Genomic DNA, 17,120 nt, shown 5'->3' on the forward strand with positions numbered 1-17,120 from the left:
CTATAGCTTTAAAATCCAGGTTTGTTTAACAGCTTGAAGACATTGTTCTTATAGTCTTCAACTCCCGGCTGATCGAATGGGTTGATGTCGAGCAAGTAAGCACTATAAGCGCAAGCAAGCATGTAGAAATACAGCAGGTGGCCCATATGGTATTCATCGATTTTAGGAATTGTCAGACTAAGCTGAGGAACGCCGCCATCTAAATGGGCGCTCGATGTTCCTTTATAGGCAACATGATTGAATTCCTGCAAAGAAAGTCCAGCCATGTAATTCAATTCATCACCATCGTTGTCAGCTTCGAAAATCGACAGATCTTCTTTTGCTTTCTGGACCAGCAGGAAAGTTTCAAACAAATTGCGTTTGCCATCCTGGATATACTGCCCCATGGAATGAAGATCGGTCGTGAAAGAAACAGAAGCTGGGAAGATTCCTTTGCCTTCTTTGCCTTCACTTTCGCCGAACAATTGCTTCCACCATTCTTGGACGAAGGACAGTTTTGGTTCAAATGTTGCCATTACTTCTGTCGTGTAACCTTCCACATAAAGCTGGTGACGAACTGCTGCATATTGCGCCGCAGGATTTTCATCAAAATCAGTATTGTTGTAAAGTTCTTCTGCATTCGCAGCTCCTGCCACCAAGTCACGGATGGAATAACCGGCAGCTGCAATCGGCACTAGTCCAACAGCTGTGAAAACAGAATAACGTCCGCCTACGTCTGCAGGGACGACGAAACGTTCATAACCGTTTTCTTCAGCGAGTGTCAGCAAGGCACCTTTTTCAGCGTCAGTAGTTACGATGATCCGCTCCGGCGCTTCTTTGCCGTAGCGCTTCTCCATATAATCCTTTAGGAAACGGAAAGCGATAGCAGGCTCTGTCGTTTTCCCTGATTTGGAAATCACATTGACCATGACACGTTTGCCATCAAGATGAGCAAGCAATTGCTTTAAATACTCACCGCTAACTTGATGACCTGCAAAAACCACTTCGAGCCCTGATTCTTTACTGAAATAAGGAGCGAGTGCTGATAACACAGCTTTAGCGCCTAAATAAGATCCGCCAATACCGATCACGACTAATACATCTGCCTTATCCCGAATTTGCGCCGCTGTTTTTTCAACTTTCTTCAAAAACTCTTCATCGAGTGTGCTCGGCCAGTCTAGCCAACCAAGAAAGTCAGAGCCTTTCCCTTTTTTGTTGTAAAGGTCTTCGTGAATCTGTTTTAAACGCGCTCTTTTTTCAAGTGTTAATACGGCTCCAATTGATTCTGAAAATGTAAGTTCAACCATATTCATCCTCCTATCATTTGTTTATCAGTTTACCATATTTAAAGCGGCAATTGTGCAGCCAGCTTATCTAATAAGCAAAAAAAACAGAAACTCATTACTCTGGCCATACGATAAATTCAATGCTAAAAGTTAGCAAGAAAAAAGGGATTCTTCGACTCAGTTTTACTTAAGATCTTTTATTCTTTTAACTTATTGTTTATTTTTGGTAAAATGAAGAAAACTATTGGGGGGTTATCGTGTGACTAAGAAATTAGCAATCATCCTAGCACTGGCTTTCTTGGTTTTTCTTGCAGGTTGTCAACCAAAAGCGTCACCTGAAGAGAGGCTGAAGGAATACATAGGACATTGGAATAAGGAAGAGTTCTCAGAAATGTACAGCGCTTATTTAAACCAAGGAACGAAAGAAGCTTATGCTTCGGAAGATTTTGTCGAGCGGCAGCAAAAGCTTTATGAGGATTTGAAGATTGAAAATGTTGAAGTGACTTACACTGAGCCGGGAGAAGGTACCGAATGGGATACCGAAAATCCGGCAGACTTTCCGGTGCAGGTGAAGATGGAAACGATGGCCGGACCGGTCGAGTTTGAAAAGAATATGACGTTGCTGTTCGAAACGAAGGAAGATAAAGAAAATTGGTTTGTTGAATGGGATCCTTCTTTCATTTTTGAACAGCTGGAAACAGGTGACGAAGTACGCGTTTCCGCAACGGATGCTGAGCGCGGTGAAATTTTGGACCGCAATGAACAGCCGATTGCCGTCAATGGAACAGGCTATGATATTGGAGTGGTTCCTGAAAACTTCACGGAAGTATCTGCTAAAGAGGAGCTGGCGGAAATTCTCGGAATATCAGTTGCCTCAATTGATGAAAAAATCGGTCAAAGCTGGGTTCAGGAAAACCAGTTTGTGCCGGTTTCAAAAGTAGCTAAAAATGATACAGAATTATTGGCGAAAGTAGAAGCAATCCCGGGTGTTGCTTATCAAGAAACAGCAATGCGGGAATATCCATATGGAGAAGCATTGGGCCATTTAAGCGGCTATATCGGCCCAATCAGCGCTGAGAAACTGGAAGAGCTAAAAGATCAGGGCTATACGTCGACCGATTCAATCGGCAGAAGAGGTCTTGAACAAGCACTTGAAGAACGTCTTCACGGTGCGAAAGGCATGGAAATTCTTATTAAAAAGCAAGGAGATAATGGTGAAGAGCTGACGATCGCTGAAACTCCTACTGAAAATGGTGAAACGGTTATCCTGACCATTGATGCTGAGCTACAGAAATCAACTTATGAATCGATGGAAGGTGAAGCGGGAACCAGTGCAGCAGTCGATCCTAAAACAGGTGAGACCTTAGTGTTGGTCAGTTCGCCGGCTTATGATCCGAACGAATTCATGTTGGGTATCAGTGAAAGCCGGTTCGAGGAATTGAGTAAAGATCCCTTAAATCCTTTATTCAATCGTTTTGGAGCGGCTTATGCACCAGGCTCAAGCATCAAGCCCGTAACAGCAGCGATTGGCATGGAAGCGGGAACGCTGGAACCTGCGGATGGCCTGCAGATTGACGGAGCCACATGGCAAAAAGACGGTTCCTGGGGAGATTATCGGGTAACACGTCTCCATCCAGAAGCACCAAACCCAATAGATCTGAACAAAGCATTAGTCTATTCGGACAATATCTATTTCGCCCGCCAAGCACTTGAAATGGGTAACAAAACCTTCGTCTCGGGATTGCAGAACTTTGGCTTTGGGGAAGAGATTCCGTTTGCTTTAGAGCTGCAGTCATCGCAGATTTCCAATGAAGGGACTATTGGATCTGAAGGACAGCTAGCTGATACTTCTTTCGGACAAGGGCAGATGTTGACCAATATCCTTCATCTGGCTTCTATGTATGAGCCGTTCCTAACAGATGGCATCATGTACAAGCCGTTGCTGTTCGCGGATGAGGAAAAAAGCCAAATTTGGAAAGAAGGGCTACTGAGTGCGGAAAATGCAGAAACTCTCCGCGCCGGTATGCGCAATGTCGTGGTAGATGGCTATGCACAATCAGCAAACAGCACATCTGTAAAAATTGCCGGAAAAACCGGCACGGCTGAACTAAAGGGCGCGATTGGAGAAGAAGGTCAGGAAAATGGCTTTTTTGTCGCCTATGATTCGGAAAGCCCGGATTTCATCTTAGCCATGATGATCGAGTCGATTGAAGACAATGGCGGCAGTGATTATGTCGCTGGATTTGCAGCCAAGGTATTTGAAGAATATAAAGCTGAATAAATAAAAGAAATAGCCACCGGTAAGTACTCTTTGTCGGTGGCTATTTTATGGAGAAAGCAGGGTGTATAAGTAAAAAAACGTTCCATGTAGGAGCTTGGGGAGGAATCCAAGGAAGAGGTGCAACCGCATTGGTTTTAAGAGTGGTTTTACGGACTAAGCAAGAAAAGTAGAATTTACTAAAAATAATAGAATCAGCTCATATAGCAGGAATCTCCATGAGAATATTGAATAGAAAGGATAGTGAATTATTATGGGATTTGGGCAGTAATAAATAAGGGGGGATTGGATGGAATTCAAGAACTTAGGGGGCACAGGGCTAAAAATTCAAATATAAGTTTAGGTACAATGGCTTTTGGTCGTTGGATTGATGAACAGGCATCCCATGAAATTTTGGATGTCGCTCTGGATCAAGGCATTAACCGGATCGATACGGCCAATTTTTATGGCAAGGGCCAAGATGAGTCTTTTAAATACGGCACCGGAGAATGCGAAGAAATTGTCGGTAGGTATTTGAAAGGAAAGCGGAATACGGCCGTATTGGCTACTAAAGTAGGCTTGCCGATGGGCAAAGGACCAAATGAACAGGGGGGTGTCTAGGCAACACATCATGCAACAGGCAGAAGACTCTCTGCGCCGTTTACAGACTGACTGGATCGACCTTTACCAGGTACATCGTTTTGATGATACTACTCCGTTGGAAGAAACCTTGTCCACTTTAACGGATCTGGTGAGACAAGGGGAGGTTCGCTATATCGGCTGTTCGAATTATGCAGCCTGGCAAATGGCAAAAGCACGAGGAGTCAGCGACTTAGAGGGATTAGAGCATTTTGTCTCGAGCCAATCGCAGTATAATTTACTGTCCCGTGAATTGGAAAATGAAGTCATGCCTTATTGTGACGCAGAAAAGCTGGGCTTGCTGGTCTATAGTCCAATGGCTCGTGGAGTGCTGTCAGGGAAATACAAGTCAAAAAGCGATATGCCAGAAGACAGCCGTGCAGCAAAAGGAGAAGAACTAATCCAGCCTTATTTTACAGATGCTAACTTCGAAAAGGTAGAAGCCTACAAAGAGTTGTTAGGGGACCAAGGGTATGAGTTATCGCAGTTTGCGCTGGCATGGACTCTCAATCAGCCAGCGGTGACAGCTGCTATTGTAGGAGCCAGCAAGTCTCATCATATTTTGGATGCTGTTGAAATCAGCGGTTGGAAATGGACGGAAGGTTTGAAAGCGCAGGTATCAAATATTTGATTGGTATAGGAGAAAACTGGCCAGTAAAACCGATTCGATAATAGTTATTTCCAGCGTAGGGAAGGGGGAGAGGACTTTGAAAGAAGTATGGTGGAAAGAAGCTGTGGTTTATCAAATTTACCCGAGAAGCTTTAATGATTCTAATGACGATGGCATTGGTGATTTGAATGGCGTGACAGAAAAGCTGAATTACTTGGACGAACTGGGCATCACGATTATCTGGATTTGTCCGATGTATAAATCTCCGAATGTGGATAATGGATACGATGTCAGCGATTACCAGGCCATCATGGAAGAAATGGGGACGATGGAGGATTTTGATCGTCTATTGGATGAAGTCCATAAACGAGGGATGAGGCTTATCATCGACCTGGTACTGAACCACACCAGTGACCAGCATCCTTGGTTTTTGGAATCCCGTTCTTCCAAAGAAAATCCAAAGCGTGACTGGTATGTATGGAGCGACCAACAGACTAATTGGGAAAGTATTTTCGGCGGCCCGGCCTGGACATTCGACCCGAAGACCGATCAGTACTATTTGCATATTTTCACAAAAAACCAAGTGGATTTGAATTGGGAAAATAAAGAAATGCGTGCGGCTGTGTATGAGATGATCCGCTGGTGGCTGGCTAAAGGCGTTGACGGGTTTCGTGTCGATGCCATTAATCATTTGAAAAAAGCTTATAGCGATATGCCCAATCCTAAAAAATTGCCCTATGTTCCTGCTTGGGAAAAGTTTACCGATGTGGAAGGCTTGCAGGATATGCTGGCAGAACTGCGGGATGAAGCTTTTTCAGGTTATGATATTGTCACTATAGGCGAAGCAAACAGCGTCAAATCGCAGAACATGGAGCAGTGGATCAGTGAACATGGGGGGAAATTCAATATGATTTTCCAACGAGAGGCGATTGAAGCTGCAAGCAACAGCCTCGACGCTGGATTGGATGTCGAGGATTTAAAGGAAGTCCTGAACCGCTGGCAGGAAGCGGCACATGGTATCGCCTGGAATTCTCTTTACATTGAAAATCATGATCGCCCAAGAACAGTTTCCATCTGGGGGAATGACCGGGATTATTGGTTTGAAAGTGCTACGGCCTTAGCGTGTATGTACTTTTTCATGCAAGGAACTCCTTTCATTTACCAAGGTCAGGAAATCGGCATGACCAATGCGCCGTTTGATGATATTGAAATGTATGATGATATCGAAACCAAAAATATGTATCGATATAATCGGAAAGAAGGCGTGTCTCCCGAGGAAATAATGAAAGTCATTAAGAAAATCAGCCGCGACCATGCCCGTACACCGATGCAGTGGAACAATCAGGAGTTTGCCGGATTCTCCAAAGTCAAGCCCTGGCTTGGTGTAAATCCGAATTATAAATGGCTGAATGTAGAGGCGCAAAAAGATGATCCAAAATCAATTTGGTCATATTACAAGAAAATGATTCATTTGCGCCAAAACTGGAAGGTTCTCGTCTATGGAACAACCAACCTGACAGATTCAGGATGCCCGGATGTATACGCATACGTCCGAGAAGACCAATACACAAAAATGCTCATTGCCTCGAATTTAAGTGAGCACCCATGTACCTGGAACACCCCGTATGATGCTGAACTTCTGCTGACCAATTATGAAGAACGTGTGAAAGGTGTCCTGCAGCCGTATGAAGCGTGTGTTTACTTCCTGAAAAAAACAATTTACTGATATCCGCGAAATTTAACAAGCCGTAAAGCCATTCTATAAGAGTGGCTTTATGGCTTGTTTTCAAGTAAGAAGGAAAGTATCGAACCGTGTTTTTTTATTGCTGTCAATTAAATTGTATGAAAATTCCGTTTATATACTAGCCATTTTGAGCACTAGATAGATTGGATAGGGAAGACTAAGATGTAGCTAATGGATAAATGCATAGAAAGGGGTCTTCCGCTTGAGCAGAAAAATGGAAATGAAAGAAGTATGGGAAGCACGAAAAAGAATCGCCTCTTTTGTCAAAAAAACACCTTTAATCGAGTCTCCGGTCTTATCGGAAAGCTTGGGGCGACCGGTGTACCTGAAGCTGGAGAATACCCACGACATCGGAGCTTTTAAAATAAGAGGAGCGGCCAATAAAATCTTAAGCTTGAGTGAAGAAGAGAGAAGGCGGGGAGTTACAACATATTCGACTGGAAATCATGGGATGGCGGTCGCATTTATTGCACAAAAATTAGGGATTGAAGCAGTAATCTGCATTTCAAATCGCGTCCCTAAAGCGAAAGTGGAGTCATTGAAAAGACTGGGTGCCCAAATAGAAGTGGTGGGAGAAAGCCAGGATGCTGCTGGTGTCCGATGCTTTGAACTAGAAAAGGAAAGCGGCTATACAGTAATCGAACCATTTGACGACCCTTGCGTTATTGCCGGACAGGCGACCATCGGCCTGGAACTTTTAGAGGACATACCGAATTTAGCGGATGTGCTGGTGCCATTATCGGGAGGGGGGCTGTTGTCAGGCATTGGATTGACGTTGAAAACCAATAGTCCCGAGATCCGCATAACTGGCGTTTCAATGCAAGGATCTGCGGCTATGCATGCAAGCTTAAAAGCAGGTAAACCGATGGAAATGGAAGAAAGTGAAACGCTGGCGGATAGTCTGCTTGGAGGAATCGGTCTCAACAATCGCTATACTTTCAGGATGGTAGGAGAATTTATGGACCAAATGGTTTTGATTTCTGAAGATGAAATTGGCTATGCGATGGTCTATATGATGGATAAGCAGCGTATCATCATGGAAGGCGCAGCAGCTACAGGGATTGCGGCCATATTGGGTAAGCGAATCCCTCACCAAGATGGGGCTCTTGTCGTGATCATAACAGGTCAGAATGTGGATATTTCAATTTTGCTTCAGTTGATGAAAAATTATCCTGTCGAATAGGAATAGTGAATTTGTTCTGAGTCCTTATAAAATGAAGGGGCGGAGGTACTGATACAGCTGATAAAACTGATAAAACAGATTAATGTTCCCCTTCGTTTTCTGCGGTGCTATAATCAGAGTTAACGATTCAGCTTCAGCATTAGTTTGCTTGCGGCAAAAAGGACTTTGTTTAAGCGCGAAGGGGGATACCATGCAATTGACGGTAGACAGTATAATAAATTATGAGATTCTAGAAAAGGCCCGCGTGTTGACAGCAAAAGATTTTGTGACGGATCGCACCGTTCAGTGGATATCCGTAATGGAGATGCCAGTCGAGAACTTTGTCCGTCAGAACGAAGTGGTCCTGACGACAGCTATCGGATGCCACGACGACATAGAGAAGTTTGAAGGTTTTGTCCAAGACATCATCGATTCGAATGCTTCGGCGTTGATGATTGCCATTGGCCGCCATGTTTTTGATATTCCGACAGAAGTCATCGAACTGGCTGAACAACAGAACTTCGTCATTATCGAACTTCCCTGGGAAGTTCGATTTTCCGCCATTATTGAGGAAGTGATGAGAAACATCAATGATACACAGTATAAAGACCGCGAGAAATCAGAGAAAGTACAACAAGAATTATTGAAGCTCATTTTGGGCGACACGGATTTGGAACATATTTCAAAATACATTCAACGGCAGATTGACTGCCAACTTCTGATAACTGATCGAAACGGATTTATACAGGCTAAAAGCGGATATACGCAAGATTTTATGGAAAAATGGAAAAATGCTGTTATTCAAGGGGATTTTCCGATTCGAAGACAAGCAGACTTGGTAAATAACGATCCCATGCTGCGGAAATTTCAGGCTTCTGCTCTGGGTGACCGGATGATATTGCAAATTCCAGTTCTGCAGGTTTCAGAAGACCCACAAGGCTATATTTTTGTGGTATTGCCGAAGGAAATATCGGTAGTTTCTTATTTGACCCATTACAGGGTAGCGGTGCTCGAACATGCAGCGACAACCATATCATTGTGGCTTTCCCGGGAAAATGCCATTGAAGAAACGAAAATGAGTTTGCGCAGCGATTTTGTCCAGGAAGTGGCCACGGGGGGGTTTATTTCTGCTGAAAAGGCATTTTCCAGGGCCAAACTGCTGGGCTATAATCTTGATTTGCCCTATATCTGCCTGGTCGGATTTCCTGAAAACTTCAAAGAGATGTTTGAAAAGCGTAAACAGGATTACCATTCTTATACTCAATGGACAGAAAGCATGATCCGTTACATTGAAGAAGAAATCTATTTTGCTGCCCAGTCATTAAAAAGAGAAATCATGATAACTTATCAAGGAAACCAATTGCTGATTTATCTGGAAAAGCCAGCTGATACTGTTTACGATAACGCCATTAATTTTTTGGATTTGATAGATCGCCGTTTAAAGACTCTTTTGCCGGAAGTCAACATTTCCTGGGGAATTGGAGATTATAGCGAAGGTTTTCAAGGATTGCCTGAAAGTTATCAGCATGCCAATATTGCATTGGATATCGGACGGCGGAAAAAAGGGAAAGGGCAACGTATGCTATACAGCGATACCCGTATAGACCGTGTACTTTTAACCCTTGCACAAAATGAGGAAATGAAAGGAATTATCATGGCCACCATTCAGCCGCTTGTCGAATACGACAAACAGCGAAATATGGATTTGATTGGGACGTTGAAATCTTATAACCAGAATCATGGAAATGTCAGCCAGGCAGCAAGGGATTTGAGTTTGCATCGCCAGTCTTTATTGTACCGTCTTAGAAAAATCGAATCACTGACAGGGCATTCTCTTATCGATCCCGATGATTTGTTCTTATTGGATTTAAGCATAAAGACTTGGGAAATTGGAGTTGCAGAAAATATCAATTGATAAACCGCCCCCCGGCTTTGGAGACAGAGTTAGGGGGGCGGTTTTCACTTTTCTTTAAATAACTAAAAAATTAGAAAATTTGACTATAATAAAGTTAAATTTTCATACAGCATGGCAGATGATAGTTTTGCGGGTGAACCTCTATACTGAATTTACGGATGCAGTGTTCCGAAGATTCAAAAAGTAAATCCAGCTTCATTGAGGAGGGGAATGTTCCTATGTCATTTGGAACAGCAGAGTATCAAGAAAGAATCCAGAAGACGAAAGAGCGGATGGCATCGAAAGGGATAGAAGTTTTACTGATTACAGATCCGGCGAACATGAACTACCTCTCGGGTTATGATGGTTGGTCATTTTATGTGCATCAGATGCTGATCATCATCGACGACGAAGACCAACCGATTTGGGTGGGGCGGACAATGGATGCAAATGCGGCAAAAATCACAACATGGCTGTATCACGACAACATTATTTCATATCCCGATACCTATGTTCAGTCGGATGTGAAGCATCCAATGGATTTCGTAGCTGATATTTTAAAGCAAATCGGACAGGACAAGCGCTGTGTGGGAGTTGAAATGGAAAACTATTATTTCACTGCAAAATGTTACGAGCAGTTGAAGAAAGGGCTACCGAATGCAAGTTTTCAAGATGCGACTTTGTTGGTAAATTGGGTACGAATCGTGAAATCGGATCAAGAGATTAAATACATGAAACAGGCTGCTATATTCGCTGAAAAAGCAATGAACACAGGTATTGAGATGATCAATGAAGATATTCGTGAATGCGATGTCGCAGCACAAATTCTTCACGCACAAGTGACAGGCACAGCGGAATTTGGTGGAGATTATCCAGCCATCATGCCACTGATGCCTTCAGGAGAAAGAACATCTACTCCCCATTTAACCTGGACGGATGCCCGCTATAAGAACAATGAATCAGTCATTTTGGAATTGGCGGGTTGTTACAAACGCTACCATTCGCCACTGGCACGAACCATCCATATTGGAGCTCCAAGCGACGAACTGAAAAAGCTTGCGCAAGTAACATTGGAAGGTCTTGAGAAATGTCTTGCAATGATTAAACCAGGAATTGTTCTGGAAGAAATCTGCGAAACCTGGACCCGGTCAATTGCTGCACATGGTTACGAGAAAGAATCTCGAATCGGCTATCCGATGGGCCTGAATTATCCACCGGATTGGGGCGAACATACAGCGAGTATTCGCAAAGGCGACCGGACGATTTTACAGCCGAACATGACTTTTCATTTGATCCCAGGAATGTGGTGCGACAAATCCGGTTTTGAAGTAAGCGAATCTTTCCGGGTGACAGAAACAGGCTGCGAAATCTTTGCCGATCTGCCCAGAGGACTGTTCGTCAAAAGCAAAGCATTAATCAGATAGTGGGCTCCAGTCAGGGAGGTGCAGAAAATTGTTGATCTTTACGGAGCAAGAGCTAAAGCAGTACATCACGTTAAATCAGGAAGCCCTAACGGTGATTGAAGATAGCTTTAACAAATTGGCCCAGCGGCAAGTGGTGATGCCGCCTATTATGCGACTGGATATTCCTGACCACAACGGTGAAGTGGATGTCAAAACCGCTTATGTGGAAGGCAAAGAACTGTTTGCGATCAAAGTGTCTTCCGGCTTTTTTGATAATCCCAAAATCGGCTTGCCGAGCGGCAGTGGATTCATGATGCTGATGAGTACGCGAACCGGTATTCCACAAGCCCTTTTTCTGGATAATGGGTATTTGACCGAAGTGCGGACTGCGGCGGCGGGAGCTATCGCAGCAGATTGCTTATCACAAAAAGACATCGAAACGGTTGGCATTATCGGAGCTGGAAGCCAGGCCAGATTTCAATTGAAAGCCTTGGCATTGGTCAGGGATTTCAAGAAAGTTCTCGTCTATTCAAGGTCTGCTGAGCCTGCTCATCAATACTCAGAGGAAATGAGTGCGGCACTTGGCATAACAGTTCAAGTGGCAGAAAGTGCCGAACAAGTGATTAGAAACAGCCAACTTGTAGTCACGACAACTCCAGCAACTGAACCGATAGTAAAGGCGGAGTGGCTGCATCCTGGTCTCCATATCACAGCAATGGGGTCAGATGCTGAACGTAAGCAAGAATTAGAGACGGAAGTCCTAGCGGTAGCGGATAAAGTTGTCTGCGATACGAAAGCACAATGCATCCGACTGGGAGAATTGCATCATGCTTTGGCAAGCGGAACTTTAAAGGATGCTTCCGAAGTTATAGAACTGGGGCAAATAACTTCCAAAGAGTTGAAAGGCCGCGATAACGATGAACAGATTACGGTCTGTGACTTAACCGGTACAGGAGTACAAGATACAGCCATTGCAGGGTTTGCTTATCAAGAATTGAAGAAACAGCGTAGAAGGATGGAAATTGACAATGAATATGGAGTGCAAAAAAATTAAAAGGAGTGGTCATATGACACACAAAGATATTCAAATAGGAACAAAAGCGGTATGGGCAGGAGAAAAAGAGTACTTGGTTCACGGAGCAACTCAAGTACCCGTAGTACTGAGCGTGGCTTATACGTATGACGACATGGACGAGTGGTACGATGTAGCGACCGGAAAGAAAAAAGGTCATATTTACGGGCGCAACACGAACCCGACGGTACAGGCATTCGAAGATAAAGTGAAGGTCCTAGAAGGCGCCGAAGCAGCAACTAGTTTTTCTACTGGAATGGCGGCGATCAGCAACACCTTAGCCACATTTTTACTGCCGGGCGATCGTATTGTTTCGGTAAAAGACACTTATGGCGGCACCAATAAAATTTTCACTGAATTTCTTCCACGGCAAAATATCGAAGTCGCTTTGGCAGAAACCGGCAACCATGAGTCAATTGAAGCAGAAGTCGCAAAAGGCTGTAAAATCCTTTACCTGGAAACACCGACAAATCCTACAGTTAAAATCACTGATATTGAACGAATGGCAAAAGCGGGGCATGAAGTAGGAGCTATTGTCATTATCGATAATACATTTGGAACTCCAATCAACCAAAATCCTCTCGAACTGGGAGTCGATCTGGTTATTCACAGCGCCACAAAATTCCTTTGTGGTCATGCAGATGCGCTGGGCGGAGTATTGGTCGGTTCTCAGGAACTCGTTGAACAAGTTTACCATTACCGCGAAATCAATGGCGCGACAATGGATCCGATGGCAGCTTACTTGACGTTGCGCGGCATGAAAACACTTCATCTTCGCGTTCGGGAGCAATGCAAAAATGCGATGGAGCTTGCAAGATACCTGCAGACAAAAGAATCGGTTGAAGATGTCTTCTATCCAGGGCTTGAAACACATCCAAACCACGATATCGCGAAAAAACAAATGAAAGATTTTGGAGGGATGCTCAGCTTCGCAGTAAAAGGCGGCGTTGATACAGTGCGAGACCTTCTGCCGAAATTGCAGTATGCCCACCGTGCAGCAAACCTAGGCTCAGTTGAAACAACCGTTGGACCTGCGCGTACGACGAGCCATGTTGAATGTACACCGGAAGAACGTGCAGCAATGGGAATTCCTGAAGGCTTAATCCGGGTGTCGTGCGGCATCGAAAACATTGAGGACATTATTGCTGATTTTGAACAAGCGTTCAAACACGTTGAAAGCTTTGTGAAAGTTTAAATTTCGAGATCCGAGGTGCAGAGGGAATGGCAGAACATCATCTTGTCGTTAGACAAGCCAACTCCATAGCAGGCAAATTGATCGAATGGCGGCGGACGTTTCATCGGTTTCCTGAACTCAGTTTTCAAGAGTTCGGTACCTCCCATTATATTGCAGAAACTTTACAGGAAATTGATGGCATCAAAGTAGACACTGGAATCGGTGTAGAGACGAGTGTTATTGGAACCTTGACTTCCGGAGAAGGACCGACGATCGCCATCAGAGCGGATATCGATGCACTTCCCATAGAAGAAGAAAATGACACCGATTATCGCTCACAAAATCCGGGTGTCATGCACGCTTGCGGCCACGATGCGCATTCGGCAATTTTATTGGGAACAGCTACAATTTTGGCGAAGCAATTTGAGGAAAAGGGACTCAAAGGCACAGTCAAATTCATCTTTCAGCCGGCGGAAGAATGCATAGACGAAGAGGGCATGTCGGGCTCTCCTTATTTGGTACAGGCCGGAGTATACGACGGAGTGGATGTGGCTATTGCACTTCATATGTGTCCGTGGCTGCCTGTCGGAGAAGTGCAGATCCATGATGGCTACAGTATGGCGAATGTCGATGTTTTTCAGGCGAAAATCAAGGGGACTGGTGGACACGGTGCTTACCCGGAACTTGGAACAGATCCGACATGGATGCTGGGACCTGTTTTACAGGCGTTGCATGGAATTGTTTCACGCAAAGTTCCGCCTTTGGAAGCCGCTGTAGTCAGCATCGGTCAAATTCATGCCGGAACAGCAAGCAATATCATACCGACTGAAGTAGAAATCGAAGGGACAATTCGCAGCTATTCTTCCGAAATCCGTGAGTTATTGTCAAACGAAATCGAGAAGGCATTTTCAGTCACAGAAAAATTGGGTGGTGAATATTCACTGGAAATTCAAAAAGGCGAGCCAGCATTGGTCAATAATCCAGCAGTTAATGACAGGTTTCTGAAAGCGATACACGAAACCTATCCTGATTTACGGATCACCAAAAAGCCGTTTGGCATGGGTGGGGAAGATTTTGGTTATGTCACACACAAGCTGCCCGGCTCCATGTTTTTCTTGGGGAGCGCTCTCCCGAACGAAGTTCAGCGAGATCTTCATACACCGTTTTTTGACATCGACGAAAGCTGTCTGCCAAAAGGTGTTGCAATTCTTGTGCAAACAGCACTCAATTTTTTAACAGAGGAAAAATCAATTATCGGCAAATAAAGTTCCGTTAAATGCAGTTGTTGGTATTTCAAAAAAAGCCTTACTTTCTTTTTGGAAGAAGACAGATGTAGATGAAGAGAAACAGGGGAAGGTGTGAAACCATGGTTCATAAATTAGCATTTATAGGATTTGGTGTAGTTGGACAAGGCTTGGCTGAAATTCTTCTCAGCAAAAAAGAAGCCTTAAAACAGGATGAGGATTTTGAAGCGCAAATTGTGGCGATTTCTGATTTGATGAAAGGCTCTATTTATCAACCGAACGGCCTTGATATCGCTTTAGTTTTAAAAACGCTGAAAGAAACAGGCAATCTAGAAGATTATCCTCAAACAATGGGGCTGATTAAAGGGTGGGATAGCTTGACGACCATTCGTCAATCCAATGCAGATACCATTATCGAAGTATCCTACACGGATGTGAAAACGGGTCAGCCTGCGATCAATCATTGCAAATCAGCATTTGAAAACGGAAAAAATGTGGTGATGACCAACAAAGGCCCTGTCGCTCTTGCGTATAAGGAACTTTCGGGAATTGCTGAACAAAATGGAGTCGCCTGGGGATTTGAAGGCACAGTGATGAGTGGAACTCCGGCACTCCGGATGCCGGTCGCAACGCTTGCCGGGAATGACATTACGGAAATACGCGGTATTTTGAACGGAACGACAAATTATATTTTAACGAAAATGGAGACGGCAGGCGTCACTTATGAGGAAGCCTTGATGGAAGCGCAAGATTTAGGATATGCCGAAGCGGATCCGACCAGTGACGTAGAAGGCTATGATGCCCGATATAAAATTGTCATTCTAGCGAACTATGTGATGAAAGCTCCGTTGACTGTCGAAGAAGTTCTGTGCAAAGGAATTTCAAGCATTACATCAAAAGATATTGAAGAAGCCAAAAAAGAAGGGAAGCGCTGGAAGCTTTTAGCGAAAGTACGTAAAGAAGGGACTGGAGTCATCGCTTCGATTGCTCCAGAGAAAGTGGAGTTGACTGATCCATTGGCATCGATCACGGGCGCTATCAATGCAATTACTTATGAAACGGACCTTTTGGGTTCTGTGACATTAAGCGGAGCCGGAGCCGGAAAAGTAGAGACTGGCTTCTCGTTATTGATTGACCTGATAACGATCGCCCGCGAAAAGCAAACAGTAAAACTATAATGAGATAAGGCGGTGAACGCATGACTACTCATCTTAAGGGCCAAAAAATGTTTCTTGCAGGAGAATGGGTGAACAGTGATCGGAGTATTGAAGTTCGTAATCCTCAAGATAATACCATCATTGATTTAGTGCCTGCTGCTACAGCGGAAGAGATGGTGAACTGTGTGGAAGAGGCGATAGAAGGCGCAAAAATTGCAGCTGCCATGCCAGTCCACCAGCGCATGAAAGTGATTAATGACGCTGCTGATTATATCCAACAGCATAGCGGGAAATTTGCATGGACCATTGCCTCAGAAAGCAGCAAAACGATTCGTGAAGCAACAAAGGAAGTTGGGCGTGCTATTCAAACCCTGCGGATTAGCGCAGAAGAAGCAAGACGGATCAACGGAGAAACAATTCCTTTCGACCAATCGCCCGGCAGCGAAAACCGCATCGGTTATTTCTACCGTTTTCCAATCGGCATTATCGGAGCAATCACACCGTTCAACGATCCGCTCAATTTGGTTGCGCATAAAATCGGTCCAGCCATTGCTTCAGGGAATGCCATCATCGTTAAGCCCGCAACTGTCACGCCCCTTAGTGCGTTGCTCTTGGCGGAAGCCTTTTCGCTTGCTGGCTTGCCGGCTAAGGTCCTGTCCGTAATTACCGGCCATGGCAGCGAAATCGGTGATGCACTTGTCACACATCCTGCCGTCCGAATGATTACTTTCACAGGGGGACTAGAAGTGGGTGAAGAAATTTCGCGCAAAGCGGGATTGAAAAAAATCAGCATGGAGCTTGGTTCAAATTCGCCGGTTATCGTATTGGAGGATGCTGACTTGGAAGATGCAGTGGAATCGAGTGTTTCAGGAGCCTTCTGGGCCGCGGGGCAAAACTGTTTGAGCGTTCAGCGGATTTATATACAGGACAGCATCTTCGGAGCATTCAAGACACAATTCGTTGAGCGCACAAACAGCTATATTGTTGGCGATAAACAATCCGAACTGACGGATATGGGACCACTGATTACTGAAAAAGAAGCAATTCGTGTCGAGAAGCTAGTCTCAGAAGCTATTGGAAAAGGAGCTGTCGTCCTAGCCGGAGGGAAACGCAGCGGAGCCTTTTATTCGCCGACTGTGTTGACGGACGTTCCCGAAAATTGTCTGATTGCCAAAGAAGAAATTTTCGGCCCTGTTGTCTTGCTTTATTCAGTAGCGGATCTTGATGAAGCCATCGTATTATCGAACAGCGTCAATTATGGATTGCAGGCAGGAATATTTACAAAAAATATTGATTTGGCCCATAAAGCGATTGCCAAATTGGATGTGGGCGGAATTATGATCAATGACAGCAGTGATTATCGTATTGACGCGATGCCATTCGGGGGAGTCAAAAACTCTGGTTTGGGGCGTGAAGGCATCAAATTTTCGATCCAAGAAATGACAGAACCAAAAGTTGTCTGCTTTAAACTGTCCAGCCTATAAAAAAGATTAGCGGAG

General features: G+C 44.4%; 13 protein-coding genes. 12 read left to right on the forward strand and 1 reads right to left on the reverse strand.

Going from position 1 to position 17,120, the window contains the following annotated elements; translation table 11 throughout:
* Positions 1-8: 8 nt before the first annotated feature.
* The gene (locus BBH88_RS04700) at positions 9-1,292 is read right to left on the reverse strand and encodes a glucose-6-phosphate isomerase (RefSeq protein WP_040852467.1); all 1,284 of its coding nucleotides are present in this window, start codon (positions 1,290-1,292) and stop codon (positions 9-11) included.
* 232 nt (positions 1,293-1,524) lie between these two features.
* Between BBH88_RS04700 and BBH88_RS04705 the strand changes: the two genes are divergently transcribed.
* The 12 genes from BBH88_RS04705 to BBH88_RS04755 all read left to right on the forward strand — a co-directional run bounded on the left by BBH88_RS04705 (position 1,525) and on the right by BBH88_RS04755 (position 17,105).
* Complete coding sequence (locus tag BBH88_RS04705; protein ID WP_006830280.1) at positions 1,525-3,546, forward strand: penicillin-binding transpeptidase domain-containing protein; 2,022 nt, start codon at positions 1,525-1,527, stop codon at positions 3,544-3,546.
* 282 nt (positions 3,547-3,828) lie between these two features.
* Positions 3,829-4,143 carry an aldo/keto reductase gene (locus BBH88_RS19790; protein WP_269147309.1) on the forward strand — a complete coding sequence of 105 codons (315 nt, stop codon included), beginning with the start codon at positions 3,829-3,831 and terminating at the stop codon, positions 4,141-4,143.
* Positions 4,136-4,792 (forward strand): aldo/keto reductase, encoded by a 657-nt coding sequence (locus tag BBH88_RS04710; protein ID WP_269148245.1) that lies wholly within the window; start codon positions 4,136-4,138, stop codon positions 4,790-4,792. Before BBH88_RS19790 ends, BBH88_RS04710 begins: the two co-directional genes overlap by 8 nt.
* 76 nt (positions 4,793-4,868) lie before the next feature.
* On the forward strand, positions 4,869-6,497 hold the full coding sequence (locus tag BBH88_RS04715; protein ID WP_065537167.1) for a glycoside hydrolase family 13 protein: 1,629 nt from the start codon (positions 4,869-4,871) through the stop codon (positions 6,495-6,497).
* Positions 6,498-6,729: 232 nt separating this feature from the next.
* Entirely contained in the window at positions 6,730-7,698 is a 969-nt protein-coding gene (gene eutB / locus BBH88_RS04720) for a hydroxyectoine utilization dehydratase EutB (protein ID WP_050977240.1), read from the forward strand.
* Between the two features lie 190 nt (positions 7,699-7,888).
* Positions 7,889-9,592: a PucR family transcriptional regulator gene (locus tag BBH88_RS04725; RefSeq protein ID WP_065537166.1), complete on the forward strand. Its 1,704-nt coding sequence runs from the start codon at positions 7,889-7,891 to the stop codon at positions 9,590-9,592.
* A 218-nt stretch (positions 9,593-9,810) separates the two neighbouring features.
* Positions 9,811-10,995 (forward strand): M24 family metallopeptidase, encoded by a 1,185-nt coding sequence (locus tag BBH88_RS04730; RefSeq protein ID WP_006830284.1) that lies wholly within the window; start codon positions 9,811-9,813, stop codon positions 10,993-10,995.
* 28 nt (positions 10,996-11,023) lie between these two features.
* Complete coding sequence (locus tag BBH88_RS04735) at positions 11,024-12,028, forward strand: cyclodeaminase (RefSeq protein ID WP_006830285.1); 1,005 nt, start codon at positions 11,024-11,026, stop codon at positions 12,026-12,028.
* A gap of 13 nt (positions 12,029-12,041) precedes the next feature.
* Entirely contained in the window at positions 12,042-13,241 is a 1,200-nt protein-coding gene (locus tag BBH88_RS04740) for a cystathionine gamma-synthase family protein (RefSeq protein ID WP_006830286.1), read from the forward strand.
* Positions 13,242-13,267: 26 nt separating this feature from the next.
* Positions 13,268-14,485, forward strand: coding sequence for a M20 metallopeptidase family protein (locus tag BBH88_RS04745; RefSeq protein WP_065537165.1), 1,218 nt, complete (start codon positions 13,268-13,270; stop codon positions 14,483-14,485).
* A gap of 101 nt (positions 14,486-14,586) precedes the next feature.
* Positions 14,587-15,642 (forward strand): homoserine dehydrogenase, encoded by a 1,056-nt coding sequence (locus BBH88_RS04750; RefSeq protein ID WP_006830288.1) that lies wholly within the window; start codon positions 14,587-14,589, stop codon positions 15,640-15,642.
* A gap of 20 nt (positions 15,643-15,662) precedes the next feature.
* Positions 15,663-17,105 (forward strand): aldehyde dehydrogenase family protein, encoded by a 1,443-nt coding sequence (locus BBH88_RS04755; RefSeq protein ID WP_006830289.1) that lies wholly within the window; start codon positions 15,663-15,665, stop codon positions 17,103-17,105.
* Positions 17,106-17,120 lie beyond the last annotated feature (15 nt).

Origin of the sequence: Planococcus antarcticus DSM 14505, assembly GCF_001687565.2 — a bacterium.
GTDB classification, from domain to species: Bacteria; Bacillota; Bacilli; order Bacillales_A; family Planococcaceae; genus Planococcus; species Planococcus antarcticus.